The sequence below is a fragment of the Algimonas ampicilliniresistens genome, assembly GCF_030159955.1.
Lineage (GTDB): Bacteria > Pseudomonadota > Alphaproteobacteria > Caulobacterales > Maricaulaceae > Litorimonas > Litorimonas ampicilliniresistens.
The window spans coordinates 1,255,658-1,274,448 of the sequence record NZ_BSNK01000002.1 but is presented as its reverse complement, the minus strand read 5'-3'; the positions used below and the strand labels follow the sequence as shown (position 1 = coordinate 1,274,448).

22 protein-coding genes and 1 pseudogene are annotated in these 18,791 nt (G+C 54.5%); 11 read left to right on the top strand and 12 right to left on the bottom strand.

Features of this window, described 5'->3' with window-relative positions; translation table 11 throughout:
* Positions 1-5 precede the first annotated feature (5 nt).
* Entirely contained in the window at positions 6-596 is a 591-nt protein-coding gene (locus QQL54_RS14005; RefSeq protein WP_284391911.1) for a DUF1638 domain-containing protein, read from the bottom strand.
* An 8-nt stretch (positions 597-604) separates the two neighbouring features.
* The gene (locus QQL54_RS14000) at positions 605-1,291 is read right to left on the bottom strand and encodes a corrinoid protein (RefSeq protein WP_284391909.1); all 687 of its coding nucleotides are present in this window, start codon (positions 1,289-1,291) and stop codon (positions 605-607) included.
* Positions 1,292-1,374: 83 nt separating this feature from the next.
* Here QQL54_RS14000 and QQL54_RS13995 point away from each other — a divergent pair, with 83 nt between their 5' ends.
* Complete coding sequence (locus QQL54_RS13995; RefSeq protein WP_284391907.1) at positions 1,375-1,638, top strand: DUF1289 domain-containing protein; 264 nt, start codon at positions 1,375-1,377, stop codon at positions 1,636-1,638.
* On the opposite strand, the gene QQL54_RS13990 is transcribed toward QQL54_RS13995, so the two are convergent.
* Together QQL54_RS13990 and QQL54_RS13985 are read right to left on the bottom strand one after the other, a co-directional pair.
* Positions 1,635-2,093 carry a DNA polymerase III subunit chi gene (locus QQL54_RS13990; RefSeq protein WP_284391905.1) on the bottom strand — a complete coding sequence of 153 codons (459 nt, stop codon included), beginning with the start codon at positions 2,091-2,093 and terminating at the stop codon, positions 1,635-1,637. The two genes, QQL54_RS13995 and QQL54_RS13990, sit on opposite strands and share 4 nt — an antisense overlap.
* 1 nt (position 2,094) lies before the next feature.
* The gene (locus tag QQL54_RS13985; protein WP_284391903.1) at positions 2,095-3,603 is read right to left on the bottom strand and encodes a leucyl aminopeptidase; all 1,509 of its coding nucleotides are present in this window, start codon (positions 3,601-3,603) and stop codon (positions 2,095-2,097) included.
* 143 nt (positions 3,604-3,746) lie between these two features.
* Here QQL54_RS13985 and QQL54_RS13980 point away from each other — a divergent pair, with 143 nt between their 5' ends.
* From QQL54_RS13980 to rsmA, 5 genes are all read left to right on the top strand, one after another.
* Positions 3,747-4,913, top strand: coding sequence for an LptF/LptG family permease (locus QQL54_RS13980; RefSeq protein ID WP_284391901.1), 1,167 nt, complete (start codon positions 3,747-3,749; stop codon positions 4,911-4,913).
* A complete protein-coding gene (locus tag QQL54_RS13975; protein WP_284391899.1) occupies positions 4,913-6,007 on the top strand; it encodes an LptF/LptG family permease in 1,095 nt (364 codons plus the stop codon). Before QQL54_RS13980 ends, QQL54_RS13975 begins: the two co-directional genes overlap by 1 nt.
* A 160-nt stretch (positions 6,008-6,167) precedes the next feature.
* Positions 6,168-7,448 carry a peptidylprolyl isomerase gene (locus tag QQL54_RS13970; RefSeq protein WP_284391897.1) on the top strand — a complete coding sequence of 427 codons (1,281 nt, stop codon included), beginning with the start codon at positions 6,168-6,170 and terminating at the stop codon, positions 7,446-7,448.
* A gap of 4 nt (positions 7,449-7,452) precedes the next feature.
* Positions 7,453-8,469: a 4-hydroxythreonine-4-phosphate dehydrogenase PdxA gene (pdxA, locus tag QQL54_RS13965; RefSeq protein ID WP_284391896.1), complete on the top strand. Its 1,017-nt coding sequence runs from the start codon at positions 7,453-7,455 to the stop codon at positions 8,467-8,469.
* Positions 8,459-9,301 carry a 16S rRNA (adenine(1518)-N(6)/adenine(1519)-N(6))-dimethyltransferase RsmA gene (gene rsmA, locus QQL54_RS13960; RefSeq protein ID WP_284391894.1) on the top strand — a complete coding sequence of 281 codons (843 nt, stop codon included), beginning with the start codon at positions 8,459-8,461 and terminating at the stop codon, positions 9,299-9,301. Before pdxA ends, rsmA begins: the two co-directional genes overlap by 11 nt.
* Here the strand turns inward: rsmA and QQL54_RS13955 are convergent.
* The 7 genes from QQL54_RS13955 to fabD form a co-directional block, all read right to left on the bottom strand.
* On the bottom strand, positions 9,255-9,953 hold the full coding sequence (locus tag QQL54_RS13955; RefSeq protein ID WP_284391893.1) for a DUF2238 domain-containing protein: 699 nt from the start codon (positions 9,951-9,953) through the stop codon (positions 9,255-9,257). The two genes, rsmA and QQL54_RS13955, sit on opposite strands and share 47 nt — an antisense overlap.
* A 57-nt stretch (positions 9,954-10,010) precedes the next feature.
* Positions 10,011-10,658: a guanylate kinase gene (gene gmk / locus QQL54_RS13950; RefSeq protein ID WP_284391892.1), complete on the bottom strand. Its 648-nt coding sequence runs from the start codon at positions 10,656-10,658 to the stop codon at positions 10,011-10,013.
* 10 nt (positions 10,659-10,668) lie between these two features.
* A complete protein-coding gene (gene mltG, locus QQL54_RS13945) occupies positions 10,669-11,712 on the bottom strand; it encodes an endolytic transglycosylase MltG (protein ID WP_284391891.1) in 1,044 nt (347 codons plus the stop codon).
* Between the two features lie 8 nt (positions 11,713-11,720).
* Positions 11,721-13,001: a beta-ketoacyl-ACP synthase II gene (gene fabF / locus QQL54_RS13940; RefSeq protein WP_284391889.1), complete on the bottom strand. Its 1,281-nt coding sequence runs from the start codon at positions 12,999-13,001 to the stop codon at positions 11,721-11,723.
* A gap of 12 nt (positions 13,002-13,013) precedes the next feature.
* Entirely contained in the window at positions 13,014-13,250 is a 237-nt protein-coding gene (locus QQL54_RS13935) for an acyl carrier protein (RefSeq protein WP_284391882.1), read from the bottom strand.
* A gap of 177 nt (positions 13,251-13,427) precedes the next feature.
* Positions 13,428-14,168 carry a 3-oxoacyl-[acyl-carrier-protein] reductase gene (gene fabG, locus QQL54_RS13930; RefSeq protein WP_284391880.1) on the bottom strand — a complete coding sequence of 247 codons (741 nt, stop codon included), beginning with the start codon at positions 14,166-14,168 and terminating at the stop codon, positions 13,428-13,430.
* Between the two features lie 3 nt (positions 14,169-14,171).
* Positions 14,172-15,116, bottom strand: coding sequence for an ACP S-malonyltransferase (gene fabD, locus QQL54_RS13925; RefSeq protein WP_284391878.1), 945 nt, complete (start codon positions 15,114-15,116; stop codon positions 14,172-14,174).
* 248 nt (positions 15,117-15,364) lie between these two features.
* Here fabD and rpsF point away from each other — a divergent pair, with 248 nt between their 5' ends.
* From rpsF to QQL54_RS13900, 5 genes and pseudogenes are all read left to right on the top strand, one after another.
* A complete protein-coding gene (gene rpsF / locus QQL54_RS13920) occupies positions 15,365-15,715 on the top strand; it encodes a 30S ribosomal protein S6 (RefSeq protein ID WP_284391876.1) in 351 nt (116 codons plus the stop codon).
* Between the two features lie 15 nt (positions 15,716-15,730).
* Positions 15,731-15,991, top strand: a complete 261-nt coding sequence (gene rpsR, locus QQL54_RS13915) for a 30S ribosomal protein S18 (RefSeq protein ID WP_284391874.1) — start codon at positions 15,731-15,733, stop codon at positions 15,989-15,991.
* A gap of 13 nt (positions 15,992-16,004) precedes the next feature.
* Positions 16,005-16,586, top strand: a pseudogene (gene rplI, locus QQL54_RS13910) (50S ribosomal protein L9); the annotation flags it as partial.
* Between the two features lie 326 nt (positions 16,587-16,912).
* Positions 16,913-17,803, top strand: coding sequence for a LysR substrate-binding domain-containing protein (locus tag QQL54_RS13905; RefSeq protein ID WP_284391870.1), 891 nt, complete (start codon positions 16,913-16,915; stop codon positions 17,801-17,803).
* Positions 17,804-17,917: 114 nt separating this feature from the next.
* On the top strand, positions 17,918-18,253 hold the full coding sequence (locus QQL54_RS13900; protein ID WP_284391867.1) for a UrcA family protein: 336 nt from the start codon (positions 17,918-17,920) through the stop codon (positions 18,251-18,253).
* Between the two features lie 155 nt (positions 18,254-18,408).
* Here QQL54_RS13900 and panD read toward each other — a convergent pair whose 3' ends face one another.
* A complete protein-coding gene (gene panD, locus QQL54_RS13895; RefSeq protein WP_284391865.1) occupies positions 18,409-18,780 on the bottom strand; it encodes an aspartate 1-decarboxylase in 372 nt (123 codons plus the stop codon).
* Positions 18,781-18,791 lie beyond the last annotated feature (11 nt).

The following is an 18,791-nucleotide window of genomic DNA, read 5'->3' as shown; positions in this document are numbered from 1 at the left end:
TCCTTCTATGCAGCCAAATGGGCGGAAAGGCGTGCGAGATCGCGCGCAAATGGGGCAAGCCCGGTGGGGCGGTGTTCGAATTGCAGACCTAGTGTCCGTGCAGCCGATACGGCCTTTGCCAAAAGATCTGGGTCCTGCGTTTGCGACATGAAAACCAGACGTTTGTAATGTCCGAAATACATATCGCGCAATTCTGGCTTCCGGTCGAGGCCGAGCGGACGCATGACCATCGAGTCAAATTGGCGGGCCAAGAAATCTGTCAAGAAAAACGTCCCGAGCTCTTCACCCATCATCGTATCAAAGACGGGTGGGCCAGCGAAAAAGGCGTAGCAATGTGCACCGGGCAAACGCTGCAAACCACGCGCATCGCACAGGCGGTCCAATGCCCCGCCTGTCCCGCAATCACCAAAGGCGAGGATCGTGCGATCATACAGGCCGCCTGTATCGTCCAGAACGGTTTCAATCGCCGGGACGATCTGTTCAGGACGGTTATGCAGCGTGGCCGGAACGCAGCGCAGATCAAAGGCGGGAAGTTGGTCGGCGACGGCGCCGATTTCGCGCGCCAGCGCGCCACAAGCGATGATGAGGACGCTCATCGCCGCGCCTATCGGTTGACGCCGACGATTGTCTTAGCGAGCTCCGCTGTCGTCGCCGCATCTGGGCCATACGCGTTCGCTTTGACCGCATCAGCGAATTCTTGATTCACAGGCGCACCGCCGATCATCACAGGCAGGTTTTTAAGCATGTTCCGCTTTTCTAGGTCTTCGATGACCACGCCCATATAAGGCATCGTTGTTGTCAGCAGAGCGCTCATGCCAAGGATGTGCGGGTCATGTTTGTCGATAGCTTCAAGGAACTCGTCGAGTGAGGTGTTGATACCAAGATCGAAGACCTCAAAACCGGCCCCTTCCAGCATCATGCCGACTAAGTTTTTACCAATATCGTGAATGTCGCCTTTGACTGTTCCGATCACGACACGACCGGTGGAAACTTGCGTATCAGATGCGGCCAGGATCGGCCGAAGCAATTCCATGCCGCCCTTCATCGCATTAGCTGCTGACAAGACTTCAGGCACGAACAATATGCCGTCTGCGAAATCGAGACCGACAATCCGCATGGCTTCGACGAGACTTTCAGACAGGATTCTATTCGCGTCCCAGCCGCGATCCAACAGGATCTTTGTCCCCTCTGTAATCTCGGGGCCCATGCCGTCATACAGATCGTCTTTCATCTGTTCGACGAGGTCATCGTCGGACAGGTCGGCAAGGATCAATTCAGGCTCTTCACTCATGGTGAGGCACATAAGCGACACTCACACTGAAGTCGATATAAAAAAACCTTTATATGATACTCAAGGACAGCTAATAGACCCGCATGGCCAATGATATGACCGAGGAAGAGATAGCTGCGCTGGAGCCCGTCGAGAGCCCCTGCGTGCTGATTTGTTCGATGGACCGTGAGAGTGGCCATTGTTTTGGCTGTGGCCGGACGACAGACGAAATTGCCTATTGGGGGCTGCGATCCAAAACTGAACGCGACGCTATTATGGCTGAGCTGCCCGCACGGTTACCGCCATTGAAGAAAAAACTGGAAGAACGTCGCGCAAAACGACGCGTCAATCGTCGGAACCGCGGCTAAGCCTTCTTTTCCCAACCGCCGCGTTCGCCCTGCTGCCAATAACTCATGGTTGCGCCTGTATCGCTGAGCGTCTTCCAACGTGTTCGCTCGCGCTGCACAGCCTCATGCGAGCGGCCGTCGATCATGACCATGATCCGCGACACACCGGATACGTTCGCGACCTCTGCCCCATCGATTAGAAACACGGCGTCGAACCCGTCTGCTTCAGTCGCTGCGTTCGCTAGGAGAATGGGTTGTTGGTCGGCGCGGCCTGCATCTTCACGACCATGGGGCAGGAAGCTCTGATCCTGATAGGTCCAGAGATAGTCGTCCCAATCTGTCAGGTCTGTGCCTTCAGGGAAGCGCACCAGAGCGCGCCATCCCTTAGATAGAGTTTTCGTCAGAAGATCAGGCAGGACGCCTTTCAGCGTCGAGGCTTCAAGGTGATAGAACCAGTATTCCGGCTCTGAACTCACCTTATCCTTCGTAATTGTCGGCGACCCAACGGTTCAGCAGCCGCACACCAAAGCCAGTGCCAAATGTGGTTTCACGCGGGTCCGTGCGCTGGTTCTTCATGCCGGTCCCAGCAATGTCGATATGGGCCCACGGCGTATCCTTGCCGACAAACCGTTTGAGGAACTGTGCCGCTGTGATGGAGCCCGCAGCCCGGCCCCCAATATTTTTCATATCGGCATTCGGGCTGTTGAGCAGCTTATCGTAGCTTTTCGCCATCGGCAGACGCCAGACTTTATCCGTACTGGCTTCCCCCGCGAGGCTAAGCTGTTCCGCCAATCCATCATCATTGGAGAATAGACCCGCGTAATCATGGCCGAGGCTGATGATGATCGCGCCTGTCAGTGTGGCCAGATCAATCACGGCGTCAGGCTCATATTTTGTGATCCCGTAATGCAAGGCATCAGCAAGAACCAAACGGCCTTCGGCGTCGGTATTTTGAACTTCAATCGTCTGACCGCTCATCGAGGTGACAATATCGCCTGGAAGCTGAGCGCGGCCATCCGGCATATTCTCGACCAGTCCGACAATACCGATGACGTTGGCTTTCGCCTTCCGTTTAGCCAGTGACATCATGGCGCCCGAGACAGCTGCAGAGCCGCCCATATCGCCCTTCATGTCCCACATATTTGCACCGGGTTTAAGACTAATGCCGCCCGTGTCGAACGTTACGCCTTTGCCGACTAGCAAAGCCGGTTTGCCACCGTCCTTACCACCATTCCAACGCATGACGACGAGCTTACTCTCGCGCTCTGAGCCAACGCCGACACCGAGCAACGCCCACATGCCAAGCTTTTCCATTTCGGCTTCACCCAGAACGTCAACCTCAACCCCAATATCGGACAAAGTTCTTAGACGGGCGGCATAGTTCGAAGGATAAATGACATTGGGCGGCTCATTAACGAGGTCGCGCGCGAAAATGATGCCGTCGCCAATCGGACCATAATAATTATCATAGGCCCGCTGCGCCGCCTTAGGGTCATCCGTCGAGATATGAACAGCTTTGAGCGGTTTGACCTTAGAGAGCGTCGCTTTACTCTTATGGCGATTGAAAACATAGGTCGCGAGACGCGCGCCCAATGCGGCGCGGGCTGCATCATCTGCGCTAGCATCAGATCCACCAAGATGAACCGTCAGCTCACGGACGCCAGAGCCCTTCATGTCCTTGGCCGTCGACGCGACAGCATTTTCATAATCGAACACATCGTCCTTCCCACGGGCACGCACAAAGACTTGAACCGCACCCTCACCACTGCCGACAAATGTCGAGAATTTTTGGCCTGACTTCCCCTTAAAGTCCGTTGTCTTTGCGACAGCGTCTAGAACGTCGTCTGGATAGAGACGGTCATAGCCCTGCCCATTTCCGTGATCGGCAATAACGAGTGCCGCGCCGCTGGTTGCGGGGCCGTCCTCAACAAACGTTACGGTGACGGTTTCTGTCAGATCGGCAGAGTTGTTTTTGTGAGTGGCCATGTCTTCCATTCTTTAGGCAATATGATTGGTAAGTAATTGGGTTCTATCTGGTAAAGCGGCGCGCTTGGAATTAAAAGCACCATAACGACGGTGGCGTGTATGGATCGCAGCCATCAACCGTCAAATAAGGACTATTCAGCTTCATGCCGCTTTTGCAGCGATATCTCTGGACGCAAGCCTTCTGGCCAACCGTTCTGACTCTGGCTGCGCTTGCGCTGCTCGCGTTACTGACTCAATCCTTACAAACGCTTGATATTATTGTTGAAAATAGACAAAGCGCCCTAACATTCCTGAAAATTACGGGCCTCGCCTTACCGCAGTTGATCGGCATAATCCTACCACTCGCCGTGTTTATGGCGGCTCTCTACGCCCTCAATCGAATGAACGGCGATTCTGAGATCATTGTCGCAAAAGCCGCCGGTGCATCGCCTTGGCAGATCGGGTCTCCCTTAGTTCGCCTCGGCATTATGGCCATGATTGCCCATTTGATCATCACTATGGCCCTGCAGCCGCTGTCTTTCCGGGAAATGCGAGCCGAGGTGCTCAAAGTCCGTACTGATCTGGCGACACAGCTGGTTCAACCCGGCGAATTTGTCAGCCCAGCCCGGAATCTGACGCTCTATGCCCGCGAAATTAGTCCGAGCGGCGATCTGCTGGACATCATTATTCACGATGCCCGCGATGCCGAGGACGTCATCACACATACCGCCAAGACGGGCGAAATTCAGAGGACGCCAGCCGGCGCGGCCCTTCTGCTGCGCAACGGGGCCGTGCAACAGACATTAATCGATGGCAGCCTTGATGTCATTGAGTTCAAAGATTACCGGCTGGACCTGTCCGATGCCTTTGCTTTTGATACGCGGCTCAGGCTGAAACCATCTGATCTATATCTGCATGAGCTCCTTCGACCTGACCCGCGAACATTTGTTTACGGAACTCAGAAGCAGGAATTTGCCGCCGAGGGCCATTCGAGGTTGGCCGCGCCGCTTTATAATGTCGCACTGGTGATGATCGCGCTTTGCTTCATGATCCGTGGCGAACATTTAAGGATGGGCTATGGTCGCCGTATTATCGCCTGCGCGGCGATCGGCTTTTTTGTCCGAATACTCGGATTTGTTGCCGCCTCATCTGCGGAGGCCAACCTCAGTCTCAACATATTACAATACGCGATTCCTGGTCTGACCTTCTTGGTCTGCGGGGTCTACCTTTCGCGGCGGCGCAGGGTTTATGCGCGCGGTTCGCGCCGGAGACGTGAAGCTTACAAAGCGACCATTGCGGCCATGGATAATCCGGTTGAGGCGTCGAGTTGATGTCCAACACCCTATTTCGATACGTCTTTTTTCGCTCTCTTCGTAGCCTGCTGATTGCACTCTTCGTCGTGACCAGCATCATCATGCTGGTCGATTTCGTGGAAGCCAACCGGGATCTCAGCGCAGATATTGACGTATCGCCATTCCAGCTTTTCGCCCTAACAGTTTTAAAAACACCGAGCCTGATTGAGCAAACGATCCCCTTCGTCGTCCTGTTCGGTATGTTGGGGGCGATTAACGGCCTCAATCGCCGATCTGAATTGATCGTCATGCGCGCATCCGGTCAATCAGCTTGGTCGATCATTCGCCCGGCACTGTGCTTAGCTGGCGTCGTTGGCATCGCTTGGGCGCTCATCTTCAACCCCCTATCCTCCCGCATGTACGACCAATTTGAGGTTCAGTCGGCAAATTGGCTTGGCGCGGGTCCGAAGATATTTGAAAATGATGTCTGGCTACGCGGAGGTCGTGTCGGACAGCAAACCGTCATTCGAGCAAACAGCGTCGACCTGGCAAGCCGAACGATCTCTGATGCCACATTTTTCCTGATGGATGTCCAACCGGATGGGCAGACAAACTTCGCCCGGCGATTTGACGCCGAAAGAGCGCAGCTGATTACACAGGGCTACTGGCAGCTTATCAATGTCATCGAAAACGCACCCGGCGAAGCCATACAGCGCCATGACACAATATCCCTGCCCACATCCATCGACACAGAAGCCTTGAAGGAACAAACCAATCGAAATTCGCGGGCAAGTTTCTGGTCCATGCCCAACACAATTCGTGAGAATGAATCTGCTGGGTTTTCGGCGCGAGAACTCCGCCTTCGGTTTAATCGTCTCTTGTCCCTACCCGTCATGTTGATCGCTATGACCTTTATTGCAGCAGGAGTGTCGATGAGTTTGACCCGAGAGGGTGGAACCCTGAAATTATTAATCACGGGCGCGGTGCTTGGTTTTGCAGTGTTCTTTGCCGATTCGATGGTCGGTGCGTTCGGAGAAGTGGCTGTCGTACCCATCTATATGGCCGCCTGGTCAGTCCCTCTCATCGTTCTGCTACTCGGCATCAGCCATATGGCAAGAATTGAAGATGGGTGAGCCCCTGCCTCATGACTGATAATTAAGGCTCGCGCTGAGTTCGACGGACTATGTAATGGATGGCGTGTCTGGATTGCCGACGCGCGCACATCCGTTTAAGGCGGCGTCTGATTATTAACGGCCATGCCGATGATAGCCGCAATATTGGGAAGGTTCACACATGGGTCATGTGAGATTATCGCTGAACAAAGTCGCCATGGCGGCCAGCCTATTGCTGGGCTCAGCGCTCGTTGCGATGCCCGCATCGTCACAAGATGGCGCTTCAGCAGCTTCGCCCGCCGCTCACTCCATTGCTGCGGTTGTTAATAGCGATATCATTACCAGCCACGATCTGCGTCAGCGGGTCTTATTCATGTTGGCGACGACTGGTGTCGAACGCAATGAGGCCACGCTGGTCAGGATACAAAATCAAGCGCTTCGCAATCTGATCGATGAACATATTCAGATGCAAGAAGCAGAGAAGTTCGACCTGAGCATTGCAGACGGAGAAGTAAACCAATCTGTCGGCGCGCTGATCGGGCGCAATGGGCTGGACCCACAAGAGGTGGTGCAACGTCTGGCTGACGTTGGTGTCTCTATCGAAACTTTGCGTGATCAGGTCCGGTCGGAAATCGCGTGGCAGCGGATCGTCAACGGCCTGTTTGGTCAACGAATTCGTATCTCAGACACTGTCATTGATGAAACGCTCGATCGTATCACAGCCACAGCGGACCAACCCTCCTTCCGGCTTGCAGAAATCTATATTGAGGCGACGCCTGAAATCGGCGGACCCGAAGGCGCACTTGAAGGCGCTAACGCAATGATTGCTCAGCTGGCGCAAGGCGCCCCCTTCAATCTTCTGGCACAACAATTTTCTAGTGCGCCTTCCTCGGCCGCCGGCGGTGACATGGGATGGGTCAAGGCGGGCGATGTTCGGCCAGAAATCGCGACCGTTCTTCCAGAGTTGGATGATAATGAAGTGTCGGAACCGATTGTGGTTCCGGGCGGTGTTTACGTCATTGCTATGGTCGAGCGGAAAATTTCAACGTCAGATACGCTGTATAAATTATCCCAAATCGCGGCGACGGCTGATGATTTCGACACGGCCAGCGCTCGATTAGAAAGCTTGCGTGATCAACTCACGGGTTGCGAATCGCTCAAGGCTATTGCCGATGCATCAGATGATGTGACGACGGCATCTATGGGCGAATTGAAAGCGACGGATCTCGGCGAAGCAATTATGGCTCAACTGACAGATGTTGCCGTTGGCGAAATGTCTACGCCTATCGAACGCCCCACGGGCGCGGTCGGCATCGTTGTCTGCGACCGCCAAGCGACAGGATCGGAAATACCGACGCGTGACGAAATCGAAAACCGTTTGATGGATACACGACTGGCGCAAGCCTCACGCCGTCACTTGCGCGATTTGCGGCGTAAAGCGACTATTTCGGTTCGCGGTTAGATCAATGCGGCCGCTCGCCCTGACTTTGGGCGATCCGGCGGGCATTGGCCCTGAGGTCACGTGGAAGGCTTGGGAGCGGCTCCGCGGCAATCCTGAGCTAGCCTTTGCGGTTATCGCTCCACCATCGGCCTTGAAACGCGTCTCGCGGTCTGAGCATCCACTTGCGCTGCTTGAAGATATCTCTGAAGCATCCGATCAGTTCAGCCATGCGCTGCCTGTCCTGCCTATTGAGGGCAATGCCGCCATTCCCGGGCAGGCTGATCCAGTCCACGCTGACACGATCACACGCAGCATTCAGACCGCTGTAACACAGGCCCTGTTGGGTCAAGCCGATGCGGTCGTGACGAACCCAATCGCCAAAGATGTACTCTATCGGGCTGGCTTTTCTTTCCCGGGCCATACTGAATATCTAGGCGCACTTTGTAAGGGTGTCGCCGCTCCCTATCATCCCGGCCCGGTTATGATGCTCACGGCACCTGACAGCGAGAACCGAGATTTGCGTGTCGGGCTCGCGACCATTCATATTCCGCTTCAAACAACCAGCGGCTCGCTAACGCCTGACGTCGTGATGAGCGCCGCGCGGACCCTCCTCGGGGCATTAAAACTAGATTTCGGCATCGAAAATCCGCGCCTCGCTGTCTGTGGACTTAATCCGCATGCTGGCGAAAATGGCGCGCTCGGTACGGAAGAACAGGATGTGATCAATCCCGTCTGTCGGCTTTTGCGCAGTGAGGGACACGACATTAGCGATGCGCTCCCGGCGGATACGCTATTCCATGCTGAGGCACGCCTGACTTATGATGGCGTGCTTGCCATGTATCACGATCAGGGGCTTATCCCGGTCAAGACGTTGGACTTTCATCGCGGTGTCAATGTCACACTGGGTTTGCCGATTGTCCGAACGTCGCCGGATCACGGTACAGCTTTCAATATTGCCGGTCAGGGTATTGCCCGACCTGACAGTCTGATTGCGGCTTTACGGAAAGCGCGAGAAATCGCGACCCATCGCCATGGTCACTGAACGTATGGACGCGCTGCCGACACTGCATGAGACCGTTCGAATTCATGGGCTGCGCGCAGATAAATCTCTGGGGCAGCACTTTCTGCTCGATCTCAACCTGACCCGGAGCATCGCGCGGCTCGCCACACCCCTCGACGGCGTTCATGTCGCTGAAGTCGGACCTGGTCCTGGCGGCCTGACCCGTGCCTTGATCTTAGAGGGCGCAGAGTCCGTCCTTGCCATTGAGATGGATGATCGGTTTCTTCCTCTGCTAGATGATATCGCCCGCGCTTCCGGCAAACTCTCCGTTCACCACGGCGATGCGTTGAAACTCAATATCGCAGAAGCACTGCCTGGCCCACGGAAGATCGTCGCGAACCTTCCCTATAATGTCGGCACTAAAATGCTGGTTGATTGGATCACGGCCCGTCCGCGATTTTGGGAGCAGCTCGTGCTCATGTTCCAACTGGAAGTCGCGCAGCGTGTCTGCGCCCAGCCGGGAGAGAGCGCTTATGGTCGGCTGGCTGTCCTGTGTCAGAGTGTCGGTGAGTGCCGTATCGCCATGGAGGTTCCAGCGCGGTTATTCACCCCGCCGCCCAAAGTTGATAGCGCCGTTATTGTGATCGACCCTCTGGATACGCCGTTTGAAGATCTCAAAGCTTTGGGTGAACTGACCCAAGCCGCGTTCGGCCAAAGGCGAAAAATGCTGCGAGCCTCTTTGAAGACCTACGCGAAACGTAAGGGGCTCGACCTAGCCGATTGGTTGGGAGCGGCAGGTGTTGACCCGCAGGCTAGGCCGGAAACGATCAGTGTGGCGCAGTTTCAACAATTGTGTCGCGGCGCGGCGATTTAGCAGCGTCTTTGTCTTCAAACACTTGTGGGTTCTCGGCGACGAACTTCTCGATTGTCAGCGGCAGGAATTTTGAACCGCCGCGTTTTAGATACCAATAGCCGGCTCCCGCACCGATCAGGGCGCCAATAGCATCGACGATCAGATCCCCCATCGTGTCAATGAGACCTGATTTTTGCATGTTCAGCCCGAACATAACATCCATGCCAAACTCAAAAATTTCCCAGATCGCCCCGATTGATACGGCGAATGAGAATGCCATCGTTGCAAGTAATAAGGGCGGCGCGGAGAGACGGTCACCGCGCACGAAGATCAGCATGATCACTGTACCGATCATGGCAAACGCAATCGCGGAGCCAGTGTGCATCACCGCATCCCACCACCAGAACCGTTCGTAGAAATCACCAATTTCACCTAGAAAAATCGTACCGACTAGGAAAAACACGACCGCTCCGATGAAACTTTTCGGCAGTCTCAGATCTGTCCAGCTCTCGAAAACAAACGGTAATAGGGTCAGACCGAAAACAACGGCCGCCAGAAACACCTGATCCCAACTACCTGTAAAAACACCCGCTATCGCAGACGCTGCCAGCAACGCCCAACTCACCCACGTAAAGACGCTATGGCTTCGGTTTTTGAGTGTTCCGTTGGTCATCTGAATAGAAGCGCACGAGGTCCGATAGGGTTCCCGTGTGCGGATGACTTTTTGAAACTATTGCCCTTCAATCAGACCTTTAACAAATCCGCTCAGCCAAGGTTGGCGTTTGCGGCGCATGCGTTCTGCTGTGACGATTGATAGAAGCTCGCCCATGGCACGGTCGATATTCTCATTGACGAGAACATAGTCATATTCGGCCCAGTGGCTGATCTCATTTTCAGACTTGTTCATCCGCTTGGCAATCACATCGTCGCTGTCTTGGGCGCGCGTGCGGAGACGCTGTTCCAATTCTCGCATGTTGGGCGGTAGGATAAAAATTTTGACGAGGTCATCCGCTGCGGCTTCGGTCAATTGCTGCGCGCCTTGCCAGTCAATATCGAAGACGATGTCCTTACCGTCAGCCAGCGCCTCCTCCACGGGTTCGCGCGGCGTACCGTAATAATTATCGAACACGCGAGCATGTTCGAGAAGCTCATCCTCGGCTTCAAGTGCAGCAAATTTGTCCTTGGTGATGAAGTAATAATCTTCACCATCGCGCTCACCCGGACGCGGAGACCGCGTCGTGACAGACACAGACATGGCGATTTGTGGGTCTTGCGCCAGCAAGCGCCGAGTCATCGTTGTCTTGCCTGCTCCACTAGGTGAGGAGAGCACAATCATCAGACCACGCCTCTGATCTTTCAATGTATCGAGATTGCTCATCGTTTCTGTTTCACCTCAGTCCCCGGTCCCTCTGAATTTTGCGCCATTTCGCGACGTTGCGCTCATGCTCTTGCAGTGTTGCAGCAAAAGCATGTCCGCCTGTCCCGTCCGCCACAAAAAATAGGGCGTCCGTCTCCGCGGGGTTCAGAACCGCTCGGATAGCGTCTGCACCCGGATTGCAGATCGGCGTCTTTGGAAGGGCGGGGATCTGATAGGTATTCCAGTCCGTTACGCGGTCAATTTCTGATTGGTAAATGCGCCGCCCGATCGGTTCACCCTGTGTGATACCGTAGATAATCGTCGGGTCACTTTGTAATCTTATGCCGCGCCGCAACCGATTGATAAAAACACCGGCTACCTTGTCGCGCTCCATGCCGATGCCGGTTTCTTTCTCGACAACCGAGGCCAAAATGATGGCGTCTTGCTTCGTTTTTATAGGCAAGTCCGGCGCGCGCTTATCCCATAACTCATCCAGCAAGGCGGTTTGCGCATTCGACATTTTCGTCAGCAATGCGGATTGCGTCATGCCGCGCGGAGTCAGGTAAGTTTCAGGAAGCAATGTGCCTTCAGGCGGTATGGTTGGCTCATCATCAACGAGCGTCATCGTGCTATCGAGCGCTCGAACGATCTGCGCTGACGTCATGCCTTCGGGGGCTGTGAACGGATAGAGAATGGCGCGTCCATTGGCCAGATGGTCATAAATCGACGCCATCGACGCGCCGGGGATGACAGCAAATTCGCCCGCCTTGAAGTTCGCTTCATTGCCGCGCATCCGCGTGACGAGCTTAAACACATCCGCATTATCGATCAGGCCCGCGTCCTCTAGGCGATTGGCGATGGATGACAGGCCAGAGCCACGGGGGACATCAAAGGTAATCGCCGTCTCAGCGCTCGGATCAGGCGCACGTTCATATCGGTAATTCAGGTAAGAATAGCCCGCGATCAACAAACCGATGCCAAGCGTAATCAACCCGCCGAGCGCGACAATGACCAGAGTGACGCGATTCTTCCGGCGAAGCGCCTTATCCTGTTGAGGTTGAGGAGCGCGAGCCATCAACGGCTCTAGTCGACTTTAGCAAAAATCACGGCGGCATTCGTCCCGCCAAAACCAAAACTATTGCTCATCGCGGCCTTGGCGTTGAATGGCTTAGCTTTATGCGGCACCAAATCGAGCGATGTCTCAACGCTTGGATTATCCAGATTGAGGGTCGGTGGGGCCATGCCGTCGCGTAGAGCGAGGATAGAAAAAATTGATTCGATGGCCCCAGCAGCGCCGAGCAAGTGGCCCGTCGCGGACTTGGTGGAACTCATCAGGACGTTGGACGCGTGATCGCCAAGCAGCTTTTCGACTGCCTTGATTTCCAGCTCATCGCCCATTGGCGTCGAGGTGCCATGCGCGTTGACATAGCCAATGTCTGAAACCTTGAGCCCAGAATTGCCAAGCGCGGCTTTCATCGCCCGATAGCCACCTTCGCCTTCCGGCGCCGGGCTGGTAATATGAAAAGCGTCACCAGACAGACCGTAGCCACACAGTTCGGCGTAGATAGTCGCGCCGCGCGCTTTGGCGTGCTCATATTCTTCAAGAACGACAGCCCCCGCACCCTCACCCATCAAAAATCCATCGCGATCTTTATCATAAGGGCGTGACGCTTTTTCAGGCGTATCGTTGAATCCGGTCGTCATGGCGCGACAGGCCACAAAAGACGCAATTCCGAGGCGATTTATCGCCGCTTCACCGCCGCCAGCCACCATTACATCGGCGTCGCCATGCATAATGAGACGCCCCGCATCGCCTATGGCGTGCGCGCCCGTAGCGCAGGCTGTCACGACAGCATGGTTCGGGCCTTTGAGGCCATGTCGGATAGAGGTTTGTCCCGACGCCAGATTGATCAGCATAGCGGGAATAACAAAGGGAGAAAGACGCCGTGGTCCCTTTTCGTGCAGAGTGATTGAGGCTTCATAGGTGGTTTGCAAACCTCCTATGCCTGAGCCGAGCATGACGCCCGTGCGGTACTGAGCCTCTTCCCCAAGATCATTGGGAGCCCAATTGGCGTCCGCCAGAGCTTGGTCAGCCGCAGCAATAGAATAAAGAATGAAATCGTCGATGCGCTTGGCATCGCGGGCGCTCATCACACTGTCGGGATCGAAAGCGTCAGCGCGGTCTGGGAACTCGCTTTTCCGGGGAACCGGGGCAGCGATTTTGCAAGCAATGTCTGAGACATCAAAATTGGTGATCTTGCGGGCGCCGGAACGCCCTGCAAGAATATTTTGCCATGCGGCTTCAACACCGCATCCGACGGGCGTGACGAGGCCCAAGCCTGTGACGACAACCCGTCTTCGCATAAGGATGTGTCCTTAGCCGACTTTCTCGGAAATGAATTTGACGGCATCGCCAACAGTCTGAATGTGCTCAGCGGCATCATCCGGAATCTCGATGTCGAATTCTTCTTCGAAGGCCATGACTAGTTCAACATTGTCGAGGCTATCAGCGCCTAGATCATCGATGAAATGCGCGTTTCCAGTGACTTTTTCTTCTTCCACGTCGAGATGCTCGACAACCATTTTCTTCACGCGAGCCAGTACGTCAGACATAGATTTTCCTTGTTCGGCGCCGGACGATTCCGGCCAATTCTTTGGCTAGTTTGGGGTTAGTCCCTTGAAATACAACCCCAGCCGGGTTTTTTGCCCGCCCGCAAGTAGCACAGCAACTATCGCTTCGCTACCCCGCCAAAGGGGCTAAATCCCCAGTAAACTGCGGAGATCGCAGTATTAAATCATCGCCATTCCGCCGTTAACGTGCAGAGTTTGCCCCGTCACATAATTGGCTTCATCAGATGCGAGATAGAGAGCCGCATGGGCAATATCATCGCCTGTTCCGAGCGTTCCCATAGGGATTCGAGCCAATGTCGCGTCACGCTGCGCCTCATTCAGCTCATCCGTCATGGGCGAGCTAATAAAGCCGGGTGCAATACAGTTGACGGTGATGCCACGTGTGGCGACTTCTTGAGCCAAAGCCTTGGAAAAGCCAATCATTCCCGCCTTTGACGCCGCATAATTGGTCTGACCCGGGTTACCCGTCACACCCACGACCGACGTAATTCCAATGATTCGGCCTGACCGTGCCTTCATCATGGGCCGCAAACAGGCTTTGGCGAGACGAAAATAGGATTCGAGATTGATCTTGATGACATCGTCGAAATCATCCTGCTTCATCCGCATCAAAAGTCCGTCACGGGTAATGCCCGCATTGGCGATGAGGATGTCGAGTGATCCGCCGAGCGCGTCCGCCGCTTGTCCGGGCAACGCATCCACAGCGTCGCCATCAGACAGATTCGCCGGCGTGATGACCGCGCGATCACCGAGCTCTGCCGCGAGTGATTCGAGTTTTTCAGCCCGCGTACCCGACAAAGCGACATGGGCACCCGCCGCATGGAGTTTGCGCGCGATAGCCCCGCCCAGACCGCCCGTAGCGCCTGTCACCAGTGCGCGTTTTCCCTCGAGTGAGAACATTCCCTATCCCTTCAACAAGTCTGCGAATTCCGCCAAAGCTTCCGGCGTGTCGAGCGGCAAGCCCTTCGCGTCCGGCAAAGCACGGCGCATCATAACGGACAAAACTTTACCGCAACCCGGTTCCGCGAACAGATCAACCCCATTATCGAACATGAATTGCATCGTTTCACGCCAACGAACGCGGCCTGTCACCTGAGTAACAAGGTCCGTACGCAGCTGGATCGGATCCGTGACGGGTACGGCCTGAACATTATTCACCACGGCCACGCTCGGTACATTCATATCAACATCTTCCAAAGCGTCCGCCATCGCATCCGCCGCCGGTTGCATCAGTGAGCAATGAAAAGGGGCAGATACTGGCAAGATGACAGCCTTCTTCACACCGAGACCTTTCGCGCTACCCGCCGCCGCTTCAACGGCGCGCTTTTCACCTGAAATGACGATTTGACCCGGCGCATTATCATTCGCGATTTGGCAATCCCCTTCGGCCAGACCGGCATCCACAACCGCTTCAGCTTGTTCAAAAGACGCGCCCAATAGAGCGGCCATAGCGCCTTTGCCCGCCGGAACCGCTGATTGCATCGCATTGCCGCGAATTCGGAGTAGCCGCGCCGTGTCTTCAATGGACAGGCTACCCGCTGCGCATAGCGCCGTATATTCGCCGAGTGAGTGACCAGCGACGAATTGTGCCTGATCCACCGTGATACCGTGCGCTTCTTCCAACGCCGCCATCGCCGCCATGCCGCAGGCCATTAAGGCAGGTTGCGTATTCGCGGTCATTGTCAGCTCCTCAGCTGGCCCCGCCCACATCAAATCTGAAAGTTTTTCGCCCAACGCATCATCGACTCGGTCGAACACCGCGCGGGCTGAAGGAAAGGCATCAGCTAAGGCTTTGCCCATGCCCACGAATTGACTGCCCTGTCCGGGAAATGTGAATGCGAATGCCATGAATGCCTCGTCCAGCTGTTTGGCTGTGAAAGGCGAGTTCTAGCCGAAATGGTTCGGGGCTGCCAATGATTTACAGCCTCACAAATACGGCCATTTCTACTTGAAACCGCTTATCCCTCTCTATATGTGGCGCGCTTCACCGGTTGACGGTGGGTTTTCGGGAATGATCCCGTCCTACCCATCCATCGATGTTTGGTCTCACCTTCACGGGCCCACATCGCCGTCGCCACGATCTGAAGGACGATCCTATGGCTCTTTACGAGCATGTGGTGCTCACGCGCCCAGATATTTCCTCGACCCAAGTCGAAGAATTTATGCAAACCCTCGCTACCAAAATCGAAACTCTCGGCGCGACCGTCGAAGGTGCCGAATATTGGGGCCTGCGTAACCTCGCTTACCGTATGAACAAAAACCGCAAAGCGCACTACAGCTTGCTGAAAGTGAACGCTGAGCCCGGATTGCTGCACGAAATCGAGCGCCAGCACCGTATCAACGAAGACGTTCTACGTTACATCACGATCGTCGTTGAAGAGTTCAACGAAGAGCCGTCTGCAATTCTTAAAAAGCGCGAAGAGCGCAAGCGTCGCGACCGCAACTAGGAAAGGGCTAACATCATGGCAAAACAAGACATTCGCATTGAAAATCTGCCGTCCCGGACCCCGTTCCGGCGTCGTCGCAAAGTCTGCCCATTCTCCGGTGAGAACGGCCAGAAAATCGATTATAAAGACCCGAAGATGCTCCAGCGTTATATGTCCGAAAAGGGCAAAATCGCGCCGGCTCGTATCACGGCCGTCTCCCACAAGAAGCAGCGTGAGCTAGCCCGTGCGATCAAACGTGCGCGCTTCCTTGGTCTGCTTCCATACGAAGTTAAGTAGAGGAGCGAGACCAATGGAAGTCATTCTTCTCGAACGCGTTGAAAAACTCGGCGCCATGGGCGACGTTGTTAACGTCAAACCGGGCTTCGCCCGTAACTTCCTGATCCCTCAGGATAAAGCGCTACGCGCAACGAAGGCCAATAAGGCCCGGTTTGAAGCCGAGCGTGAATATCTTGAACAGCGTAATGCGGAAAACCGTGAACGCGCTGGTGAAGAGGGCAAGGGCATTGACGGCACGCAGGTCACCATGATCCGCCGCGCTGGTGATACAGGTCAGCTTTACGGCTCTGTGTCCGTCCGCGACGTCTATGAAGCGCTGATGCTCAAGGATATTTCGGTCAAGCGGAACCAGATCATCATCGACAAACCGATCAAAACGCTCGGTGTCCATGACCTTCTGATCCGCCTTCATGCTGAAGTTACTGTGCCGATCACGGTCAATGTGGCTCGCTCTGAAGACGAAGCCCTGCGTCAAGCCAAAGGCGAAGACGTGATTGCAACACAACAGGCTGAAGATCGCGCCGACGCCAACGAATCCGCTCAAGAACGGGCTGAAATCGCGGCGGAAATGTTCGACGGTGATGCACCTGAAGCTGTTGCCGATGAAACTGTCACTGAAGGTGACGCCAGCGAAGGCGTTATGACCGAAGCCGACATGTCTCGCGCGCAGCACCCAGAGCCAGTGGCTAAACCTGATGAGGCGGCTGTCGTCTCTACGGAGGAAGAGGAGTAATACTCCCTCTTCAGTCCTAAATAGAAAAGCCCGCCATCTTGGCGGGCTTTTTTTTTGGAATCACGACCATCCCCGTGACCCAAGCGCGGACCCTCATAAATCGGGCGCGCATTCAGACACGAAAAATCCTCACGACACTTTAAACTATTTTTCCCACTGAATTAGCGAAGATTTGATATGCCTAGCGCATGTCGAAACCCCTGCCCCCTTTAAACTCTATCCGCGCGTTTGAAGTCGCAGCCCGCCATACAAGCTTTTCTAGAGCCGCCGAAGAGATTGGGGTGACGCCTGGGGCCATCAGCAAACAGATATTGGCGTTGGAAGACTATATTGGGGTCAAGCTATTCGAACGATTACCCGGCGGTCTTACACTCACACCGGCCGGCTATACCGTCAGATCCTCTGTCGAGCCCGCCTTCGATTTACTCTCAAGTGCGTTTACGAGATATTCTCGCCGATCGCCGCGCTCCAATATCTGTCGGATTTCGACGATGGCATCATTTGCAGCGCAATTCTTTGTGCCGCGTCTCGACAAGTTCAAAGACGAAGTACCGGACATCGAATTAGAAATTCTTACATCCCAACGTCTCGTTGATTTCTCCAGAGAAGAAGTCGACTTAACAGTACGTTATGGACATGGAATCTGGGATGACGTCGTGTCAACACAGCTCGTCAAAGGGCAGCTTGTGCCCGTTTGCTCACCCGTATTATTAGCTGACATTGACGAATCTGATCGAGACGATTTCATTCGCAACACTCGCCGTATCCAAATTCATTCATCGGACGAATGGCGGGCGTGGAGTCAGTTAACCCAGTTGGACCTAACCGATTCACGTCGCCCCTTCATAATAGAGGATACGCTCGTCGCCGTTGAAGCCACCCTATCTGGACAAGGCATCGCCCTATTACCGGAAGTCATCGCGCGCCATAATATTGAAAACGGAAATTTGACGACCTTTTCCGATCAACGACTTCCATGGAATAAGACCTATTTTATAACGCACACCCCGAACGCAAACCGTAACCCCGTTATAAGGGACGTGATCGCCTGGATTACAAAAGAAGTCGCGACGTCATAAAATCCGAGCGTGAATTTTTCGACACGACCTTCGGAAAATAACGCGATTCCAAAATGATCTTTGCTCCAGCAGTCTTGTGAAGCGCGACATCGCGTATGACTTCAGGAGACAAAAATGCGCTCAAAGATACATTTAATTTTTGGCAGCTTCGCACTCGCCTTAGCTCTGACATCGACAACCGCGTCCGCAAAGACAGTTGAATTCAGCTATGCACAATCTGAGCTTTCGACCACTATCGGAGCGGAACAAGTCCTAGAAAGAATAAGCATTTTGGCCAAGGATATTTGTGGTCAAGAATTTGATCGTTTCTCGCCCAGGCATCAGATGAAAATCCAACGCTGCACACGTGAAGTCACACAAGAGATTGTTGAACAAATCTCTCACGTCAATTTGGATGTTGCATTGAAATTGGACTCGAAAGTCAGTCGAGCACAGCGCGATTATATCTAAAAAATCCCGAGGGGCGTTCCGATCGCCAAACCTATTCTGAATAGGGCTCACCCGTGCAGGATCGTGTGCGGGTGAGGATTATCTTATTGGCCCAGAAACTGGACTTTAGCGACATCCATGATGAATGAGGTCTCTCCGAGGACTATCACAGCCCCTCACCCATTCGCAGCCAGCGGGGGACTCACCACCTCATTATTCTCATCGAGCAGCACGATATTCGGCACATAACTTTTAGCCACTTCGGCGTCCATTTGGGCGTAAGTAATGATGATGATCTTATCGCCAAGCTGCACCCGACGAGCGGCAGCGCCGTTCAAGCCGAACGTCTTAGAACCCCGTGGCGCGGTAATGGCATAGGTCGTAAACCGTTCGCCATTGGTGATGTTCAGGATGTCCACCTGCTCATTGGGCAGGATTCCCGCCATTTCTAGCAGGTCCTGATCGATCGAGATCGACCCTTCATAGTGGAGATCGGCCTGAGTCACCGTGGCACGGTGGATCTTGCCTTTCATTAGGGTAAGGATCATGGGGGGCTCCG